Source organism: Paraburkholderia sediminicola, assembly GCF_046027355.1.
GTDB classification, from domain to species: domain Bacteria; phylum Pseudomonadota; class Gammaproteobacteria; order Burkholderiales; family Burkholderiaceae; genus Paraburkholderia; species Paraburkholderia sediminicola_B.
The window spans coordinates 32,919-49,742 of the sequence record NZ_JAQQEK010000007.1; the positions used below are offsets into that span (position 1 = coordinate 32,919).

Genomic DNA, 16,824 nt, shown 5'->3' on the forward strand with positions numbered 1-16,824 from the left:
TCGTGGCGCGCCCCAGGTTCCGGTGCTCGATCCGGTGACCAACAGCAAGGTGGCGCAACGCGCCACGAACTACCGCGTCGCCGTGCCCAGCAATTGCTTGCGTAAAGTAGGCGCGCGCGTCGACGGATCGAGCCAGATGCCGAAGAACGCGCGCGCGAACGCGAGATCGTCGAACTCACCGGTCATACGGTCGCCGACATAGAAACGCACGCCTTTGTCCGGTAGATACACCGCACTCAACTGATCGCCGGGACCGACATCCACGAACGCCTGCAACATGTCCGCGCGCCAGCGTTCCAGCGTGTCGGCCGGAATCGGCGCATCCGCCAGACGCTTGATCTCGCTGATACCGGTGTCCGCGAGGCGCTCGCGCTTGATGCCGCGCGCGTAGACGATGTGCAGCGCGAAGCGTTCGTCGTAATCGACCGGCACGCGTTCGCTCCACATCTGCGCGCGATAGAGCCGAAAGCCGAACACGCTGAAATCGCCTTCGCCGACGAGTTGCGCGGACTGCAGGTCGCCGCGCCAATCGGCACAGGCGGCGCTTGCCCACAACATCAGCGCGAGAGCCGCGAACGCGCGCATGTTAGTCGGACTTCGAGAGCACGAACTGCATCACGTCCGTGCGTCCTTCGTCGAAGCCGGCTTCGCAATACGCCAGATACAGCCGCCACGTCCGCACGAAAATCTCGTCGAAACCTTGCGTGCGGATCGTGTCGAGTTGCGCTTCGAACGCGCCGCGCCAGCGGCGCAAGGTCTCCGCGTAATCGCGGCCGAACGCGAGCGACGTGCGCGTCGCGAGCTTGCCGCGCCGCGCCGCGTCCGCGAAACGCTGCGGACTCGGCAACATGCCGCCAGGAAAAATGTACTCGCGGATGAAGTCGCTCGTTGCGCGATAAGCGGCAAAGTGCGAGTCGTCGATCGTGATGGTTTGCACCAGCGCGTGAGCGCCCGGCCGCAGACGTTCGCGCAGAATGCGAAAGTACGTCGGCCAGAATTTTTCGCCGACGGCCTCGAACATTTCGATCGATACGATGCTGTCATACTGACCGGTCAAGCTGCGGTAGTCGCGCAATTCGAGTTGCACGCGATCGCTCAGGCCTGCTTCGTTCACGCGCTGTTGGGCGAATTCGAGTTGTACCGGCGAGATCGTCACGCCATGCACGTGGATGCCCAGACGCGCCGCGTGCAGCGCAAAACCGCCCCACCCGCAGCCGATTTCGAGCACGTGCATGCCTTCGCGCAAACCGAGCGTATCGATGATCCGTTGATATTTCGCACGCTGCGCGTCTTCGAGTGATTGATGGAAATTGCCGTCGAACACCGCGCTCGAATAGGTGAAGGTCGTGTCGAGCCACTGCGCGTAAAACGCGTTGCCGATGTCGTAATGCGCGTGAATGTTGCGCCGGCTGCCCGAACGCGTGTTGGGCCTCAGTTTATGACGCAGCCCGTACCAGAGTTGCGCGAGCCAGCCGCCGTACACCGTGCGTTGCAGCGCACGCTCGTTGCGGATCGCCACGCGCAGCAGCGCGGCCAGATCGGGCGTATCGACCCAGAAGGAGCGCCACGCGTCCGCGAAACCGATATCGCCTTTGCGCAGAATCGCGCCGCACGCGCGCCAGTCACGCAATTCCAGGCGTGCGCCGGGCGCCGCGTGCGGATCGCCGAACACGCGTTGTTGACCGTCGGGCGTGAGCAGGATCAGATGCCCCACCTGGATCCGCTCGAGCAAGGAGAGAAACAGACGGCCTGACGCGGAGGCGGTTTGGTGTCCGCTCAGGGTTCTTGAAAGCGCCATGGCTGAATCTCCTCAATCGGACGAAATGGGGCGCGCGGCGGCGGATGGTTGGCCGGCTGCGGCGTGGTCGGTGGGCACGTCGGCGGTGCGGGCCGGCGCGGGATGCTCGCCGTAAAACGGCGCTTTCTTGAGAGCAAGGCGCAAGGCCTGCCAGTGAATTCTCGCGACGACGCCAACGGTCAACAGCGGCTGACGCAGCAGCGCGGCGAGTGCGCTCGCACGTGTTAGCGGCGTCAGGCGGCCGCCCAGAGCGGTGCGGATCAACAGACCGTCGGCGTCGTGATAATCGATCGAGACCGACGCGCTGTTGCACGCTTCCTTGACGCGGAAGGTGTAGCCGCCTTCCACACGGCAAAACGGCGACACGTGCAACACTTTGCGGCACATGAGCCGCGTATTCGCGGTGATCGGCGCGTTGTCGTTTGCGCTCAGCAGATAGCTGTGGCGCTCGCCGAATGTGTTGCGCACTTCGGCCAGCAGCGCGCGCAGTTGGCCGTCGCGGTCGTGACAGAACCAGAAACTGACCGGATTGAACGCATAACCGAACACGCGTGGGAAAGCTTGCAGCCAGATCCGGCCGTTTGCTTCTTCAATGCCCGCGGCCGATAGTTGCTCGCGCATCCATGTGGCGAGGCCGCTGCCGTCGCGCGGACCGTGGTCGCGTCGATACACACTGAGCGGCCGCCAACGGTCGATGCCGAACCAGGCGCTGTCGAGCGAGGCCAGTCGATCCAGGTCGCATCGCACGCAAAACACCGGATATGTGAAGCGATGATGTTTTGGCCGCTGTCGCTCGTGCATCACCTTGCCGGTCAGAAGCCAGGCTGCCGGAACCGTGGCGGACGTGTCGCTATCACTGTCGCTCGGCGGTTTCATAGCCTGGCCCATGCCGGCGATGCGTCGAAATCGGCGGCGACGCGCAGCGCCGATTTCAGACCATCCTCGTGAAAACCATAGCCCGTCCACGCGCCCGCGAACCACGTGCGGCGCTTGCCTTGCAGTGAAGGCAGACGATACTGCGCGTCGATGGCGGCCAGATCGAACAGCGGATGATCGTAGATGAAGCGGCGCAGTTCGGTGCCCGGCGCCGGCTGGGTCACCGGGTTGAGCGTGACGACGAGCGGCGTGCTGAATGGCAGCGGCTGCAACTGATTAACCAGATAACTGACGCACACCGGATGCATGCCGTCGATACCGCGGCTGCCCAGGTAATTCCACGCCGACCACACGCGTCGGCGACGCGGCAGCAGATTCGTATCCGTATGCAGCACCGCGACGTTCGGTTGATAGCGCACCGCCGCGAGCACGCCGCGCTCGTCCCGATCGGCGTCTTCCAGCAGGCGCAGCGTGGTCGGCGCGTGAGTGGTGAGCACCAGCGCGTCGAAGCGCTCGGTGCCGGTGTCAGTGAACACGTCGACGCCGTCGGCGCCGCGCCGCACGCCGCGTACTGCCGTGCCGATGCGGACGTCGTCGAGCGTGCTTGCAATGCGCTGTACGTACTCCCGGCCGCCGCCGACCACGGTCTTCCACTGCGGCCGGCGATTCACCTGCAGCAGCGCGTGGTTCAGGCAGAAGCGCAAGAAGGTGGTGGCGGGGAACGCGAGGATGTCGGTGGTGGCGCTCGACCAGATCGCGGCGGCCATCGGCAACAAATATTGACGCTGGAATGCGCCGCCGTAGCCGCCTTCGGTCAGCAACTCGCCCATCGACGCGCGCGTTTGAATCGCCAGTTCGAGGTTGCGTTGCGCGCTGCCGTTAAAACGCACGATGTCGCGCAGCATGCCGATGAAGGTCGGCGAAAACAGGTTGCGGCGCTGCGCGAACACCGTGTTCAGACTGGTGCCGGCCCATTCGAGGCGGCCGTCGTCGAGCGAGACCGAGAAGGTCATGTCGCTCGGATGCGACCGCACGCCCAGTTCGGCGAACAGCGCGATCAGGTTCGGATAGGTGCGGTCGTTGAACACCAGGAAGCCGGTGTCGACGGGATGCGTGTGGCCGTCGAGCGTGACGTCCACTGTGTTGGTATGGCCGCCCAGGTAGCCGGCCGATTCGAACAGCGTGACCCGATGGGTGCGCGCCAGCAGATAGGCGCTGGCAAGACCCGAGATCCCGGCGCCGATGACCGCGACCCGCGAGCCGCGCGGTAGGGGTGAGGTCGGTGCGGAATGGGGCATGGGCGCGTCTCCTGGTCGGGGACGCGCGGTTGGTTAGTGGGGCGTGGCAGTGGCGGGGGTTGCGCGTCCTTGAGGGGATTTACGCAGCGAGGAAGGGAATGGATGCGTTTGGCCGCGATCGCGGAGTCGATTCAGTTTGGCGACTGGTCTGCGGCCGACAATGAGCAGTGAGTCGTTACGCTGTCAGTCGGAGCAATGGGCCGAGATCGATGTGAAGTTGGTATCGCGGAATGTTGGCGGTGCGATTGATCGCGCGGCGACCGCGAAACGAAGCTGATGAGGTAGCTGCGGGTGCTCTCGCTGCGGTCAACGGCTCGATACATTGATCGATCGCCACGAGAATTTCCAAACGCGCAGGTAGAAACGAAAACAGGCCCCGAAGGGCCTGTTTTCCAAATTGGCGGAAAGGGTGAGATTCGAACTCACGGTACCCCTAAAGGTACACTGGATTTCGAGTCCAGCGCATTCGACCACTCTGCCACCTTTCCGGGTCTTCCAACGGGTAGCGATAAGGCTGCTACGTCAGATCCAAGCGGGTCGTTGCTTGGGAGAAAAAGATTATAAAACAGCTGAATTCGATTTCCAAGCCCCTCGACAAAAATTTTTCAAAGAGACTTGGAAACGACAACGGCGACCAGCCGCGCTCCAATCAGGCAGCCGGCAATTCCAGCCGCTCCACGCCGCTGAGGTACGGACGCAACGCTGCAGGCACGGTGACCGAACCATCGGCGTTCTGGAAGTTCTCGAGCACCGCCACCAGCGTACGGCCCACGGCCAGACCCGAACCGTTCAGCGTGTGCACCAGCTCCGGCTTGCCCTGCGCATTGCGATAACGCGCCTGCATACGGCGAGCCTGGAACGACTCCGTGTTCGAGCAGCTCGAAATTTCGCGATACGTATTCTGCGCCGGCACCCACACTTCCAGGTCGTACGTCTTGGCCGCCGAGAAGCCCATGTCGCCCGTGCACAGCGTGATCACGCGGTACGGCAATTCCAGCTTCTGCAGAATCGCCTCAGCGTGGCCGACCATCTCCTCCAGCGCGTCGTACGATGCTTCCGGCGCGACGATCTGCACCATCTCGACCTTGTCGAACTGATGCTGCCGGATCAGACCGCGCGTGTCGCGGCCATACGAGCCCGCTTCCGAGCGGAAACACGGCGAATGCGCGGTCAGCTTGACCGGCAACGCGTCCGCTTCGAGGATGCTGTCGCGCACCGTGTTCGTCAGCGAAATCTCCGACGTGGAGATCAGATACTGCGTGACCGTGTTCTCGTCACCGCCCTTCTCGACACGGAACATGTCGTCGGCGAATTTCGGCAGTTGGCCGGTGCCGTACAGAATTTCCGGATTCACGATGTACGGCGTGTAGATCTCCGTATAGCCATGCTGCTGCGTATGCGTGTCGATCATGAACTGTGCGAGTGCGCGATGCAGCCGCGCAATCTGGCCGCGCAGCATGGTGAAACGCGCGCCCGAGAGCTTCGCGCCGGTCTCGAAGTCGAGCCCGAGCGGCGCGCCGACGTCGACGTGATCCTTCACCTCGAAGTCGAACTGGCGCGGCGTGCCCCAGCGGCGCACTTCGACGTTGCCGGTTTCGTCATCGCCCATCGGCACGCTTTCGTGCGGCAGGTTCGGCACGCCGAGCAGCAGGTCCGACAGACGCTTCTGGATCTCGTCGAGCTTGGCCGCCGACGCCTTCATTTCGTCGCCGATACCGCCCACCTCGGCCATCACCGCCGACGTGTCCTCGCCCTTGCCTTTCATCGCGCCGATCTGCTTCGACAGGCTGTTGCGGCGCGCCTGCATCTCTTCGGTACGGGTCTGGGTATCGCGGCGTTCCGCTTCGAGCGCGGCGAAGGCCGCCACGTCGAGGGTATAGCCGCGGTCGGCGAGGCGTTTGGCGACGCCGTCGAGGTCTTTGCGCAGCAGCTGAATGTCGAGCATGGAATGGGGCGGGTGTTCGTTGTATGAAGGTGGGATTTTAGCGCACCGGCGCGGGCGGCCGGTGCGTTAGATGGTGAAGGCGTGCGGATGCCGCCGCAAAACCTCAACCCTTCTTCGGCTTGTTCTCGCTGCGCCACTGCGCGTCGAGCTCGGCCAGCCGCGCCATCTTGTCGCCGATCTTTCCTTCGAGACCGCGCGGCGTCGGCTCGTACCAATGTGGATCGCGCATGTTCTCCGGCAAATAGGTCTCGCCGGCCGCGTAGGCATCGGGTTCATCGTGCGCGTAGCGGTACTCGTGACCGTAGCCGAGTTCCTTCATCAGCTTGGTCGGCGCGTTGCGCAGATGCACCGGCACGCCGCGCGACTGATCCTTGCTCACGAAGCGGCGCGCCTCGTTATACGCGTTGTACCCGGCGTTCGACTTCGGCGCGACCGCCAGATAAATGATGGCCTGCGCCAACGCCAACTCGCCCTCGGGTGTGCCGAGGCGCTCGTAGGTTTCGGCGGCGTCGAGCGCGATGCGCGCGGCGCGCGGATCGGCGAGACCGATGTCTTCCCACGCCATGCGCACGATGCGGCGCGCCAGATAACGCGGGTCCGCGCCGCCGTCGAGCATGCGGCAGAACCAGTACAGCGCGCCGTCCGGGCTGCTGCCGCGCACCGATTTATGGAGCGCGCTGATCTGGTCGTAGAATGCGTCGCCGCCTTTGTCGAAGCGGCGCAGATTTTCTGCCAAAGCGCTGCCGAGCAAGGCGCCGTCGATCTCGGTGGTCTTTTGCTGCGAAGCCGCCCGGGCGACGATTTCGAGGTTGTTCAGCAGCTTGCGGCCGTCGCCGTCGGCGGAACCGATCAGCGCGTCGCGGGCTTCCTCGGTGAACGTGAGGCCGCCGAGTTCCTGCTGTGCGCGCTCGAGCAGCTCGCGCTGCTCTTCGTCGGTCAGGCTTTTCAGCACATAGACGGCGGCACGCGAGAGCAAAGCGCTATTCACCTCGAACGACGGATTCTCGGTCGTCGCGCCGACGAACACGAACAGTCCCGACTCGACGTGCGGCAAGAACGCGTCTTGCTGACTCTTGTTGAAGCGATGCACTTCGTCGACGAACACGAGCGTCTGATGCCCGTTCGCGCGATGAATCTGCGCGGTCTCGACGGCCTCGCGGATATCCTTCACGCCCGAGAGCACGGCGGACAGCGCGATGAACTCGGCATGAAACGCATCGGCCATGAGCCGGGCGAGCGTGGTTTTACCGACGCCGGGCGGACCCCACAGGATCATCGAATGGGCTTCGCCGGATTCGAACGCGACCCGCAGCGGCTTGTTCGGGCCGAGCAGGTGCTTCTGGCCGATCACTTCGTCGATATTGCGGGGCCGCAGGCGTTCGGCGAGCGGAACATTGGCACGGGTTTCTTCAAACATGACGTTTTGGGGATAATCTCGGCTTTTCCGGACGCGGTCCGTGTGAAGGCGGCGTACTGCCGGTGAGCCACGCCAGCACGCGAAAGTGCGGGCAACGTCCTGCATTATGACAGTGACGGCGCCCGGACGAAGGCCGCGCGGCGCGCCGGGACGACTCGGGCGGCTTAGCCTGAGAGAAAATCCGGCAATGAAGACGCGACTGAGTACGCAAGCCAGGACAAAGCAGCAAACGCAACCGCCGACGCAACTTCGCAGGTAAATTGCCAAACGAGTTGGCAAGCAACACCAACAGGGACAAGACCAGATGGCACAAGATCCACTCGCCGGCGACGCCGGTTCCACCTACGCACCGCTCACGCCGGTGCCCGACGCGCGCCGCGCGTTCCGCACCGGCGACGCGTTCGCGCTCTGGTTCTCGCTCGGCATCGGCCTGCTGGTCGCGCAAGCGGGCGCGCTGCTGGTGCCGGGGCTGTCGCTGCCGCATGCGTTGCTCGCCATCGTGATCGGGAGCGTGATCGGCGTGGTGCTGCTGGCGCTGGCCGGCGTCATCGGCACGGATACGGGGCTCGCGGCGATGTCGTCGCTGCGGCCGACGCTCGGCGTGCGCGGCGCGTCGGTGCCCGCCGTGCTGAACGCGGTGCAACTGGTCGGCTGGGGCTCGTTCGAGGTGATCGTGATGCGCGATTCCGCCGACGCCCTCGCCAAACAGGCCTTCGGCCTCTCCATGCCGCTCATCTGGACCGTGATCTTCGGCTTACTCGCGACGCTGCTGGCGATCAGCGGCCCGCTCTCGTTCGTGCGGCGCTTTCTGCGCACGTGGGGCATCTGGCTGCTGCTCGCGGGCGCGGCGTGGCTCACGTGGAATCTGCTCGCCAAGCACGATCTGGCCGCGCTGATGCGCCGCCCGGGCACGGGTGAGATGTCGTTCGGAGGCGCGATCGATCTGGTGGTGGCCATGCCGCTGTCATGGTTGCCGCTGATCGCCGACTACACGCGCTTCGGCCGGCGCCCCGGCGAAACGTTCCGCGGCACGCTGCTTGGCTACGGCATCGCCAACATCTGGTTTTACGCGCTCGGCGCGATCTACGGCCTCGCGGCGGGCGGCGGCGACGCGCTGCTCACGGGCGCGCTGGCGCAAGCCGGCGGCGGCCTCGCCTTGCTGCTGATCCTGATCGACGAAGTCGACAACGCCTTCGCCGATATCCACTCGGCGGCGGTGTCGACCGGCACGGTCTGGGCGCGTGGCAGCGTACCTCTGTTGTCGGCGGCGTTCGGCGCGCTGTGCACGCTGATCGCCGTGGCCGTGCCGATGGCGAAGTATCAGAACTTCCTGCTGCTGATCGGCTCGGTGTTCGCGCCGCTGTTCGGTGTGGTGCTGGTGGATCACTTCATCGTGCGCAAGCGCCGTATCGAAACCGCCGCGCTCGCCGACGTGCGCGGCCGTTATGGCTTCTCGGGCGGCTGGCATCTGAGCGCGTTCCTTGCGTGGGCCATCGGCATCGTCGCGTATCAGGCGATCAATCAATGGCTGCCGAATCTCGGCGCGACGCTGCCCGCGCTGGTGATCGGCGCAGTGTGTTATCTGATGTTCGTGTCGACGCGCAAGACGGCGTATGCCTGAGGCTTGAGCGAGTCTCATCCGGAAGCCAGAAACGCGAAAAGGCCTGCAAATGCAGGCCTTTTCTTATCACGCAAGTCGCTTCAGCGGGTGGACGCCCGATACTCGACGCCTGGCAGCACACACAATAATTCGAACGCGAGATTCGCACCGAGCAGCGCGGTCGTGCCGAACGGATCGTACGGCGGTGCGACCTCGACCAGATCACAGCCGACGATGTTCAGCCCACGCGAGCCGCGAATGATTTCCAGCGCCTGCGGCACCGTCAAGCCGGCGATTTCCGGCGTGCCCGTGCCCGGCGCAAAGGCCGGATCGATCCCGTCGATGTCGAACGTGATGTACACCGGGCCGTCGCCCATGCGCTCGCGAATACGCGTCATCAACGGCACGAGCGACTGGTTCCAGCACGCCTCGGCCTGAACCACTTCGAAGCCCTGATCGCGGCACCAGTCGAAGTCTTCCGCCGCGTAACCCGTGCCGCGCAAACCGATCTGCACGACACGATCGCAATCGAGCAAGCCCTCCTCCACCGCGCGGCGGAACGGCGTGCCGTGCGCGATCTTCTCACCCATCATGGTGTCGTTGACGTCGGCGTGCGCGTCGACGTGAATCAGGCCGACCTTGCCGTGCTTGCGATGAATCGCGCGCAGGATCGGCAACGCGATGGTGTGATCGCCGCCCAGCGTGATCGGCTTGCAATCGTGCTGGAGGATTTCGTCGTACGCGGTTTCGATGCGCTTGATCGAATCGTGCAGGTTGTACGGATTGATCGCGACGTCGCCAAGATCGGCCACGCGCAGCGAATCAAAAGGCGCCGCGCGCGTCGCCATGTTGTACGGGCGCAGCAGCACCGACTCGCTGCGGATCTGACGCGGACCGAAGCGCGCGCCGGTACGGTTCGAGGTGCCGAGATCGAACGGCACGCCGACGAAGCAGGCGTCGAATCCTTCGGCCGAGCCGACGTTCGGCAGCCGCATCATCGTCGCGATGCCACCGCAGCGGGGCATGGCGTTGCCGGACAGCGGTTGCGGCCGTTCACCGGCTTCTGGGGAAATGAAGGAAGAGGTATTCATCGTGTCTCGGCAATGAAAAGGGGGCAGCAAGCAAAATCGTGCAGACCGGCCGAGGAGAAGCATCAGAACCACACCTTGCCGGGCGAATCTCGATTCTTGAGCAGTTTTCGAGAAGTTAAAATACCGACGGAATAAACTTCACATTGATTCTCAGCGATGTATCCTGACGCATGTTCTCTCAACTCACCGATCTCGACCTGCGGCTGATCCGCGTATTTCTCGCCATTGTCGACGCAGGCGGCGTGTCGCCGGCCCAGGCGACCCTCAACGTCGGCCAGTCGACCATCAGCACGCAGCTTGCCACGCTGGAAACGCGCCTCGGCTACCGGCTGTGCGAGCGCGGCCGCGGCGGCTTCAGCCTGACCGCGCGGGGCGAACAGTTCATCGACGCCGCCCGCGCCCTGCTCTCAGCCGTCGATACCTTCGGCATGCAGGCGCGCAACGTGGGCCGCAAGCTGGTCGGCACGCTCGATATAGGCATGATAGGCCACACGCCGGTGTCGGCGAGCGCGCGCATCAGCGACGCGATCGGCCGGTTCCGGGCGCGCGATCAATCGGTGCGGTTTTCGATTCTGGTGCGCTCGCCGGGCGAACTCGAGGAATTGCTGCTCAATGGGCGGATTCAGATCGGCATCGGCTATTTCTGGCATCGCGTGCCGTCGCTCGAATACACCGAGGTGTTCGCGGAAGATCAGTTCGCTTATTGCGCGAAAGGGCACCCGCTGTTCGCTCAGGCCGGCGAGGTGCCACCCGCCGAGGCCGCGCAGCATGAATGGGCGTGGCGCAGCTATCCGCTGCCCGAAGCCGAGAGCTCGACCACGCCGCAGAACGTCACCGCTCTCGCCGACAACATGGAAGCGGTCGCGATGCTGGTGCTCTCCGGGCATCACCTCGGCTATCTACCGGGGCATTTCGCGGCGCCATTCGTCAAGCAAGGGCTGCTCGCCGCGCTGAATCCGGCGCAGATGCGTTACCGCGTCGCGTTTCACATGGTCACGCGGGCGCGGCAGCATCGAACGGATATCGTCGAAGCGTTTATCGACGACATGAAGGCCGCGCATCCGGTGCAGGTTCTGGAAGTGGACGAATAAAGCGCGCAATGAAAAGCCGCGCTCTGGGGCGCGGCTTTTGTGCCAATCACACGCTACCTGCGTAGCGGCTTATCCGTTGATCACGTCCGCGCCCTTCGGCACCGTGAACTTGAATGCATCGGCAGGCAGCGGCGGGTTCTTCTGAATGTTCGAGAAGGTCAGCAACGTCACGTTGCCGAACACGTCGTGCAATTCCATCGCTTCGAGATTGCCGTCCTTGAAGCCGATACCCACGCGCTGAAACTGCGTGTCCTTCGCCTTCGGCGTCAGTTCGAGCCAGTCGATGCCGGCCTTTACGCCCGCATCGCGCAGCGTGAAGTTCTTGTCGAGATCGTTGCTGCCGAACAGGATCGCCGCCGGGCTCGCGCCAAGCGCGCCGCCGAGGCTGCGCACCGTCACCTGATTCAGATCCTTGTCGTACACGTAGAGCTTATCGCCGTCCGCCTGCAGCAGTTGGGCATACGGCTTCTCGTATTGCCAGATGAATTTGCCGGGACGCGCGAACGTGAAAGTGCCGCTCGACGTGCCGGTCTTGCCGGTACCCGTGGTCGACAACGTACCGCTCGCGCCTTGCGCCTTGCTCGGCGCCCGCACTTCCTGCTGCACGAAGGTGCCGCGCGCCGAATGCACTTGCGCGACGAACGCCTTAAGTTGCTCGGTGCCGCTCGCGAACGCCTGCGACGCGAACAGCACCGACGCGCCGATCGCCACGCTGCCGACGCTACGCACGAGGGTGCGGGCGAACTGGCCGAAACGGCTGGATTGAGCATTCTCTCGAGCGTGCTGCTGCGCGAATAGCTGCATGTGGTTTTCTCCCTTGATTGAATTCGTTGAACGGCCGTGACCGCCGGCGCACGGGCGATGCTTGCGTGCCCGTGGCGGTAAGCGTCTGGCGCTAAACCCGGTGGCTTGTCTTCGGCCGGCCGTGCTTACCTGTCACACCAGCTTAGGCACTCAGCCTTAAATGAGCCTTAGAGAGTCGGCCGGCACCTCAACGCCGAAAAGCTCGGCTTGCCGTCCGCTCCTCCGCTGCGGTAATGCAGGCGCTCAGCTTCGCGACCGACGGCGCCCTGCCCGCCTCACCGCGGAACCGAGGCCCGACGGCCTATTCCGCTTCCCGCGCGGGCGCGAGAATCTCGCGATTGCCGTTCGACGACATAGCCGACACCACGCCCGAGTTTTCCATCTGCTCGAGCAGGCGGGCGGCGCGGTTATAGCCGATGCGCAAATGCCGCTGCACCAGCGAGATCGACGCACGGCGGTTCTTCAGCACCACATCGACCGCCTGGTCGTACAACGGGTCCGACTCGCCGTCGCCCGAGCCGGCTCCCCCGGCGCCCGCGGAGCCTTCGTCGCCCTCGCCCGTCACGCCGCCTTCGAGAATGCCCTCGATGTAGTTCGGCTCGCCCTGTTCCTTGAGTTTGTCGACGACGCGATGCACTTCCTCGTCCGACACGAACGCGCCGTGCACGCGCACCGGCAAGCCGCTGCCCGGCGGGAGATACAGCATGTCGCCCATGCCGAGCAGCGATTCCGCGCCCTGCTGGTCGAGAATCGTGCGCGAGTCGATCTTCGACGAGACCTGGAAGGCCATCCGCGTCGGTACGTTGGCCTTGATGAGGCCGGTGATCACATCCACCGACGGACGCTGCGTGGCCAGAATCAGGTGGATGCCGGCCGCGCGCGCCTTCTGCGCGATCCGCGCGATCAGCTCTTCGACCTTCTTGCCGACCACCATCATCAGGTCGGCCAGTTCGTCGATCACGACAACGATGTTCGGCAGACGCGTGAGCGGCTCCGGATCGTCCGGGGTGAGGCTGAACGGATTCGGCAGTTTTTCTTCGCGCTTGGCGGCTTCGTCGATCTTGTTGTTGTAGCCGGCGAGGTTACGCACGCCGAGCTTGCTCATCAGCTTGTAGCGGCGCTCCATTTCGGCGACCGCCCAGTTCAGCGCGTGACCGGCCTGGCGCATGTCCGTGACCACCGGACACAGCAGATGCGGAATGCCTTCGTACACGCTCATTTCGAGCATCTTCGGATCGATCAGGATCATGCGGACCTGCTCGGCGCTCGCCTTGTAGAGCAGCGACAGGATCATGGCGTTGATACCCACCGACTTGCCCGAGCCCGTCGTACCCGCCACCAGCAAGTGCGGCATCTTCGCGAGGTCGGCGCACACTGGCTTGCCGCCGATGTCCTTGCCGAGGCCCATGGTCAGCGGCGACGCGGCATCGGCATAAACCGCCGAGCCGAGAATCTCGGACAGGCTCACAGTCTGACGACGCTGGTTCGGCAACTCCAGCGCCATGAAATTCTTGCCCGGAATGGTTTCGACCACGCGGATCGACACCAGCGACAGCGAACGCGCGAGGTCCTTGGCGAGACCGACGATCTGGCTGCCCTTCACGCCTGTGGCCGGCTCGATCTCATAGCGCGTGACCACCGGCCCCGGATACGCCGCGACCACACTCACTTCGACGCCGAAGTCCTTGAGCTTCTTCTCGATCAGACGCGAGGTGAATTCCAGCGTGTCCGCCGAAATGGTTTCCTGCGCGACCGGCGCGGCATCGAGCAGCGAGATGGGCGGCAAGGTGGAATCGCCTGGCAGGTCGGTGAAGAGCGGCACTTGCCGCTCCTTCTCGACGCGCTCCGACTTGGCCGGCGTGACGACCGGCGGCACGATCATGACCGGCTCGTGCTCCTCGATCCGCACGCGGCCCTTCTCGACCTTGCCTTCGCGCTTGACGGCGGCCGCTTCACCGAGTTTGCGGTCACGGCCGGCTTCACGGCGCAGCTTGGCGAAAGTCACCGCGGAAATGATCGATTCGCCGACCTTTTCCGATACCGACAGCCACGAAAAACGGAAATACAGCGACAAGCCGATGCCGAGCACGATCAGGAGCGCCAGCGTGCCGCCCGTGAAACCCAGTGCATGCGACACGCCGCGCGCGACCGCCTCGCCGATCACGCCACCCGGCGCGCGCGGCAACTGCACTTTCAGCGACCACATGCGCAGCGCCTCGATGCCGTCGCAGGCCAGCAGCACGAGCATGAACGCGAAGGCGTCGGCGAGCCAGCTCTCGCGCGGCACGTCTTCCTGCTCTTCCTCGTGACGGGTGATGCGCTTGTAGTTCGCGGAGATATGGCGGCCGAGCAGCACGATCCACCAGTAGGCGGACAGGCCGAACAGCAGCAGCAGGATGTCGGATGTCCACGCGCCGACGCGGCCCGCCCAGTTGGCGATATGGTCGACCTGCGCGGCATGGGTCCAGCTCGGATCGCGCCGGCTGTAGCTGACGAGCGCCATGAGCAGGAATACGCCGAGCGCCACCTGCAGGATCCAGCGGATTTCGGTGAAAAGGCGCGACATGCGGTGCGGCAATGCCTGCGCGCTCGCGGAATAGGGAGCTTTTGCCATTGATCCTGTTGCGTGTGTGCCCGATTCCCGGCCTGAGTCGTGGCCAAGCCTCGCCCAGCGCGGCTTCGGGCCCGATCCCGGCTTCCGGGAACTTCGATCCGGCCTATTGTAAACGCAGTGTCCCGCGCGAGGCTGTAAATGACGGTAACTTGGCCGTTTGGCCACAGAAAGGCGTTGCGCGGCGCGCCGCCGACGCTATCGGCGTGATCGGAAAGCTTCATGGAGCAGGCCGGCGCCCCGCCCTTTATAATGTCGCGCTGATACCCATCTACAGTTTCAGCTCAAGTCGCACGGCCTCGCATGGGCGAGCCGGGCGCCGTAAAAGGATTCGATCATGCCCGCAACTTCCACGAAACACGCCAAGGTTCTAATTCTCGGTTCCGGTCCCGCCGGCTACACGGCCGCGGTCTACGCGGCGCGCGCCAACCTCGCGCCGGTGCTCGTCACGGGTCTGGCCCAAGGGGGTCAGCTCATGACCACGACCGACGTCGAAAACTGGCCTGCGGACCCCAGCGGCGTGCAAGGCCCGGAATTGATGACGCGCTTCCTGGAGCACGCCGAGCGCTTCAACACCGAAATTATTTTCGACCACATCCATACGGCCAAGCTGGATGAGAGGCCGATCCGCCTGATCGGCGACTCGGGTGAATACACCTGCGACTCGCTGATCATCTCGACCGGCGCATCGGCGCAGTATCTCGGCCTGCCGTCGGAAGAAGCGTTCATGGGCAAGGGTGTGTCGGCTTGCGCCACTTGCGACGGCTTCTTCTACAAGCAACAACATGTGGCCGTGATCGGCGGCGGCAATACCGCGGTCGAGGAAGCCCTCTATTTGTCCGGCATCGCCAAGAAGGTGACCGTGATCCATCGCCGCGACAAGTTCCGCGCCGAGCCGATCCTGATCGACCGCCTGCTCGCGAAGGAAAAGGAAGGCCTGGTCGAGATCAAGTGGAACCACACGCTCGACGAAGTGACCGGCGACCAGTCCGGCGTGACCGGCCTGCGCATCAAGAACACGCAAACCGGCGCCACCGAAGACATCGCGCTGCAGGGTCTGTTCGTCGCGATCGGCCATAAGCCGAACACGGACATTTTCGCAGGCCAGCTGGAAATGAAGAACGGCTACATCATCACCAAGGGCGGCCTGAACGGTTTTGCTACCGCTACCAGCGTAGCCGGCGTGTTCGCCGCGGGCGACGTGCAGGATCACGTCTATCGTCAGGCAATCACCAGCGCGGGCACGGGCTGTATGGCCGCGCTCGACGCGCAACGCTATCTGGAAACCATCGACGAGATGGTCGGCGAGCATGCCATGAGCCAGGAAGCCGAGCGTTGATCGGCCGCGCCGGTCTGCGAACCGGTCGGGAAAATTAGCGCAACGGTAAAATGGCGGCTGGGCATGACCCGGCCGCCAGCTTGAAAGAAGGCCGCGGCTGCCAAGCCGGCGGCCTTTTTTGCATTCAGGTCTTCCGGTCGCAAGAAAACCTCGCGCGACCGATCTACTTTTTCTGCGTGTATTACCCAATATGCCGAAGAACCAGCCTCATCCGAGCGAACCGAAGCGCGCGCGAGCCGTCGCGCGGCCCGCGCCCGAACCGGCTGCGCCCGCCGCCAAACCGCAACTCGATTCAGCGGCCGGTCTCGCCGGTCTCGGCGCACTGCGCAATGCGCTCAAAGTCGACACGCAACGGCGCGAACGTGAACGGGCGGCTGCCGCGGCCGCGCAGCGCGAAGCCTCGGCGGACGCCGATCTGTTTCGCCGCGAGATCGGCGCGGTCGCGCCGCTAGCCGTGCCACCGCGCGCCACGTTGCCGCGCAATCCCCCGCCGCCGCTGCCGGTGCAAACCAAACTCGACGAAGAAGCCGTGCTGCACGAGGCGATCTCCGACGAGTTCGATCCGGAAATCCTGCTCGAAACTGACGAGACGCTGTCCTATTGCCGCCCCGGCGTGAGCCAGGAAGTCGTGCGCAAATTGCGGCGCGGCGACTGGATCGTGCAGGCGCAAATCGACCTGCACGGCATGCGGCGCGAGGAAGCGCGCGAGGCGCTGGCGGAGTTCATCCGCGAATCGGTGAAGCGCGGTTTGCGGTGTTTGCGCGTGATTCACGGCAAGGGGCTGGGATCGGTCGGCAAGGAGCCGGTGTTGAAGGGCAAAGTCCGCGCGTGGCTCGTGCAGAAGTCCGAGGTCATCGCGTTCTGCCAGGCGCGCCCGCATGACGGCGGCGCCGGCGCGGTGGTCGTGCTGTTGCAGCCGGGCGCGTCGCCGGCTCACGCCAGATCCTGACGGAG

13 protein-coding genes and 1 tRNA gene are annotated in these 16,824 nt (G+C 64.5%); 4 read left to right on the top strand and 10 right to left on the bottom strand.

The window, feature by feature from the left end:
- Positions 1-69 precede the first annotated feature (69 nt).
- The 7 genes from PQR42_RS13965 to PQR42_RS13995 all read right to left on the bottom strand — a co-directional run bounded on the left by PQR42_RS13965 (position 70) and on the right by PQR42_RS13995 (position 7,334).
- Positions 70-585, bottom strand: coding sequence for a chalcone isomerase family protein (locus tag PQR42_RS13965; RefSeq protein ID WP_408210025.1), 516 nt, complete (start codon positions 583-585; stop codon positions 70-72).
- A gap of 1 nt (position 586) precedes the next feature.
- Entirely contained in the window at positions 587-1,798 is a 1,212-nt protein-coding gene (locus PQR42_RS13970) for a class I SAM-dependent methyltransferase (RefSeq protein ID WP_408385500.1), read from the bottom strand.
- Between the two features lie 12 nt (positions 1,799-1,810).
- Positions 1,811-2,674 carry a DUF1365 domain-containing protein gene (locus tag PQR42_RS13975; protein ID WP_408385498.1) on the bottom strand — a complete coding sequence of 288 codons (864 nt, stop codon included), beginning with the start codon at positions 2,672-2,674 and terminating at the stop codon, positions 1,811-1,813.
- Positions 2,671-3,972, bottom strand: a complete 1,302-nt coding sequence (locus PQR42_RS13980; RefSeq protein ID WP_408385496.1) for an NAD(P)/FAD-dependent oxidoreductase — start codon at positions 3,970-3,972, stop codon at positions 2,671-2,673. The genes PQR42_RS13975 and PQR42_RS13980 overlap by 4 nt, the downstream gene beginning before the upstream one ends.
- Positions 3,973-4,370: 398 nt before the next feature.
- Positions 4,371-4,460, bottom strand: a tRNA-Ser gene (locus PQR42_RS13985).
- 161 nt (positions 4,461-4,621) lie between these two features.
- On the bottom strand, positions 4,622-5,917 hold the full coding sequence (gene serS / locus PQR42_RS13990) for a serine--tRNA ligase (protein ID WP_408493653.1): 1,296 nt from the start codon (positions 5,915-5,917) through the stop codon (positions 4,622-4,624).
- Between the two features lie 103 nt (positions 5,918-6,020).
- Positions 6,021-7,334, bottom strand: coding sequence for a replication-associated recombination protein A (locus tag PQR42_RS13995; protein ID WP_408385492.1), 1,314 nt, complete (start codon positions 7,332-7,334; stop codon positions 6,021-6,023).
- A 304-nt stretch (positions 7,335-7,638) separates the two neighbouring features.
- Here PQR42_RS13995 and cytX point away from each other — a divergent pair, with 304 nt between their 5' ends.
- Positions 7,639-8,955 carry a putative hydroxymethylpyrimidine transporter CytX gene (cytX, locus tag PQR42_RS14000; protein ID WP_408385490.1) on the top strand — a complete coding sequence of 439 codons (1,317 nt, stop codon included), beginning with the start codon at positions 7,639-7,641 and terminating at the stop codon, positions 8,953-8,955.
- Between the two features lie 80 nt (positions 8,956-9,035).
- On the opposite strand, the gene speB is transcribed toward cytX, so the two are convergent.
- On the bottom strand, positions 9,036-10,025 hold the full coding sequence (gene speB, locus PQR42_RS14005) for an agmatinase (protein ID WP_408209988.1): 990 nt from the start codon (positions 10,023-10,025) through the stop codon (positions 9,036-9,038).
- 170 nt (positions 10,026-10,195) lie between these two features.
- Here speB and PQR42_RS14010 point away from each other — a divergent pair, with 170 nt between their 5' ends.
- Positions 10,196-11,116, top strand: coding sequence for a LysR family transcriptional regulator (locus tag PQR42_RS14010; RefSeq protein ID WP_408236222.1), 921 nt, complete (start codon positions 10,196-10,198; stop codon positions 11,114-11,116).
- A 69-nt stretch (positions 11,117-11,185) separates the two neighbouring features.
- Here the strand turns inward: PQR42_RS14010 and lolA are convergent, their stop codons facing one another.
- Both lolA and PQR42_RS14020 read right to left on the bottom strand, forming a co-directional pair.
- Positions 11,186-11,920: an outer membrane lipoprotein chaperone LolA gene (gene lolA / locus PQR42_RS14015; protein WP_408209983.1), complete on the bottom strand. Its 735-nt coding sequence runs from the start codon at positions 11,918-11,920 to the stop codon at positions 11,186-11,188.
- A gap of 301 nt (positions 11,921-12,221) precedes the next feature.
- Entirely contained in the window at positions 12,222-14,534 is a 2,313-nt protein-coding gene (locus PQR42_RS14020; RefSeq protein ID WP_408385485.1) for a DNA translocase FtsK, read from the bottom strand.
- A 334-nt stretch (positions 14,535-14,868) separates the two neighbouring features.
- On the opposite strand from PQR42_RS14020, the gene trxB reads away from it, so the two are divergent.
- Both trxB and PQR42_RS14030 read left to right on the top strand, forming a co-directional pair.
- Positions 14,869-15,870 (top strand): thioredoxin-disulfide reductase, encoded by a 1,002-nt coding sequence (gene trxB / locus PQR42_RS14025; protein WP_408385483.1) that lies wholly within the window; start codon positions 14,869-14,871, stop codon positions 15,868-15,870.
- A 190-nt stretch (positions 15,871-16,060) separates the two neighbouring features.
- Positions 16,061-16,819 (top strand): Smr/MutS family protein, encoded by a 759-nt coding sequence (locus tag PQR42_RS14030; protein ID WP_408385481.1) that lies wholly within the window; start codon positions 16,061-16,063, stop codon positions 16,817-16,819.
- The last annotated feature ends 5 nt before the right edge of the window (positions 16,820-16,824 follow it).

What these genes read in the sequence shown, in the direction of transcription:
- PQR42_RS14020 (WP_408385485.1), bottom strand. Translation starts at nt 14,534, where the DNA reads ATGGCAAAAGCTCCCTATTCCGCGAGCGCGCAGGCATTGCCGCACCGC.
- PQR42_RS13965 (WP_408210025.1), bottom strand. Translation starts at nt 585, where the DNA reads ATGCGCGCGTTCGCGGCTCTCGCGCTGATGTTGTGGGCAAGCGCCGCC.
- PQR42_RS13980 (WP_408385496.1), bottom strand. Translation starts at nt 3,972, where the DNA reads ATGCCCCATTCCGCACCGACCTCACCCCTACCGCGCGGCTCGCGGGTC.
- PQR42_RS14010 (WP_408236222.1), top strand. Translation starts at nt 10,196, where the DNA reads ATGTTCTCTCAACTCACCGATCTCGACCTGCGGCTGATCCGCGTATTT.
- trxB (WP_408385483.1), top strand. Translation starts at nt 14,869, where the DNA reads ATGCCCGCAACTTCCACGAAACACGCCAAGGTTCTAATTCTCGGTTCC.
- cytX (WP_408385490.1), top strand. Translation starts at nt 7,639, where the DNA reads ATGGCACAAGATCCACTCGCCGGCGACGCCGGTTCCACCTACGCACCG.
- PQR42_RS14030 (WP_408385481.1), top strand. Translation starts at nt 16,061, where the DNA reads ATGCCGAAGAACCAGCCTCATCCGAGCGAACCGAAGCGCGCGCGAGCC.
- serS (WP_408493653.1), bottom strand. Translation starts at nt 5,917, where the DNA reads ATGCTCGACATTCAGCTGCTGCGCAAAGACCTCGACGGCGTCGCCAAA.
- lolA (WP_408209983.1), bottom strand. Translation starts at nt 11,920, where the DNA reads ATGCAGCTATTCGCGCAGCAGCACGCTCGAGAGAATGCTCAATCCAGC.
- PQR42_RS13975 (WP_408385498.1), bottom strand. Translation starts at nt 2,674, where the DNA reads ATGAAACCGCCGAGCGACAGTGATAGCGACACGTCCGCCACGGTTCCG.
- speB (WP_408209988.1), bottom strand. Translation starts at nt 10,025, where the DNA reads ATGAATACCTCTTCCTTCATTTCCCCAGAAGCCGGTGAACGGCCGCAA.
- PQR42_RS13970 (WP_408385500.1), bottom strand. Translation starts at nt 1,798, where the DNA reads ATGGCGCTTTCAAGAACCCTGAGCGGACACCAAACCGCCTCCGCGTCA.
- PQR42_RS13995 (WP_408385492.1), bottom strand. Translation starts at nt 7,334, where the DNA reads ATGTTTGAAGAAACCCGTGCCAATGTTCCGCTCGCCGAACGCCTGCGG.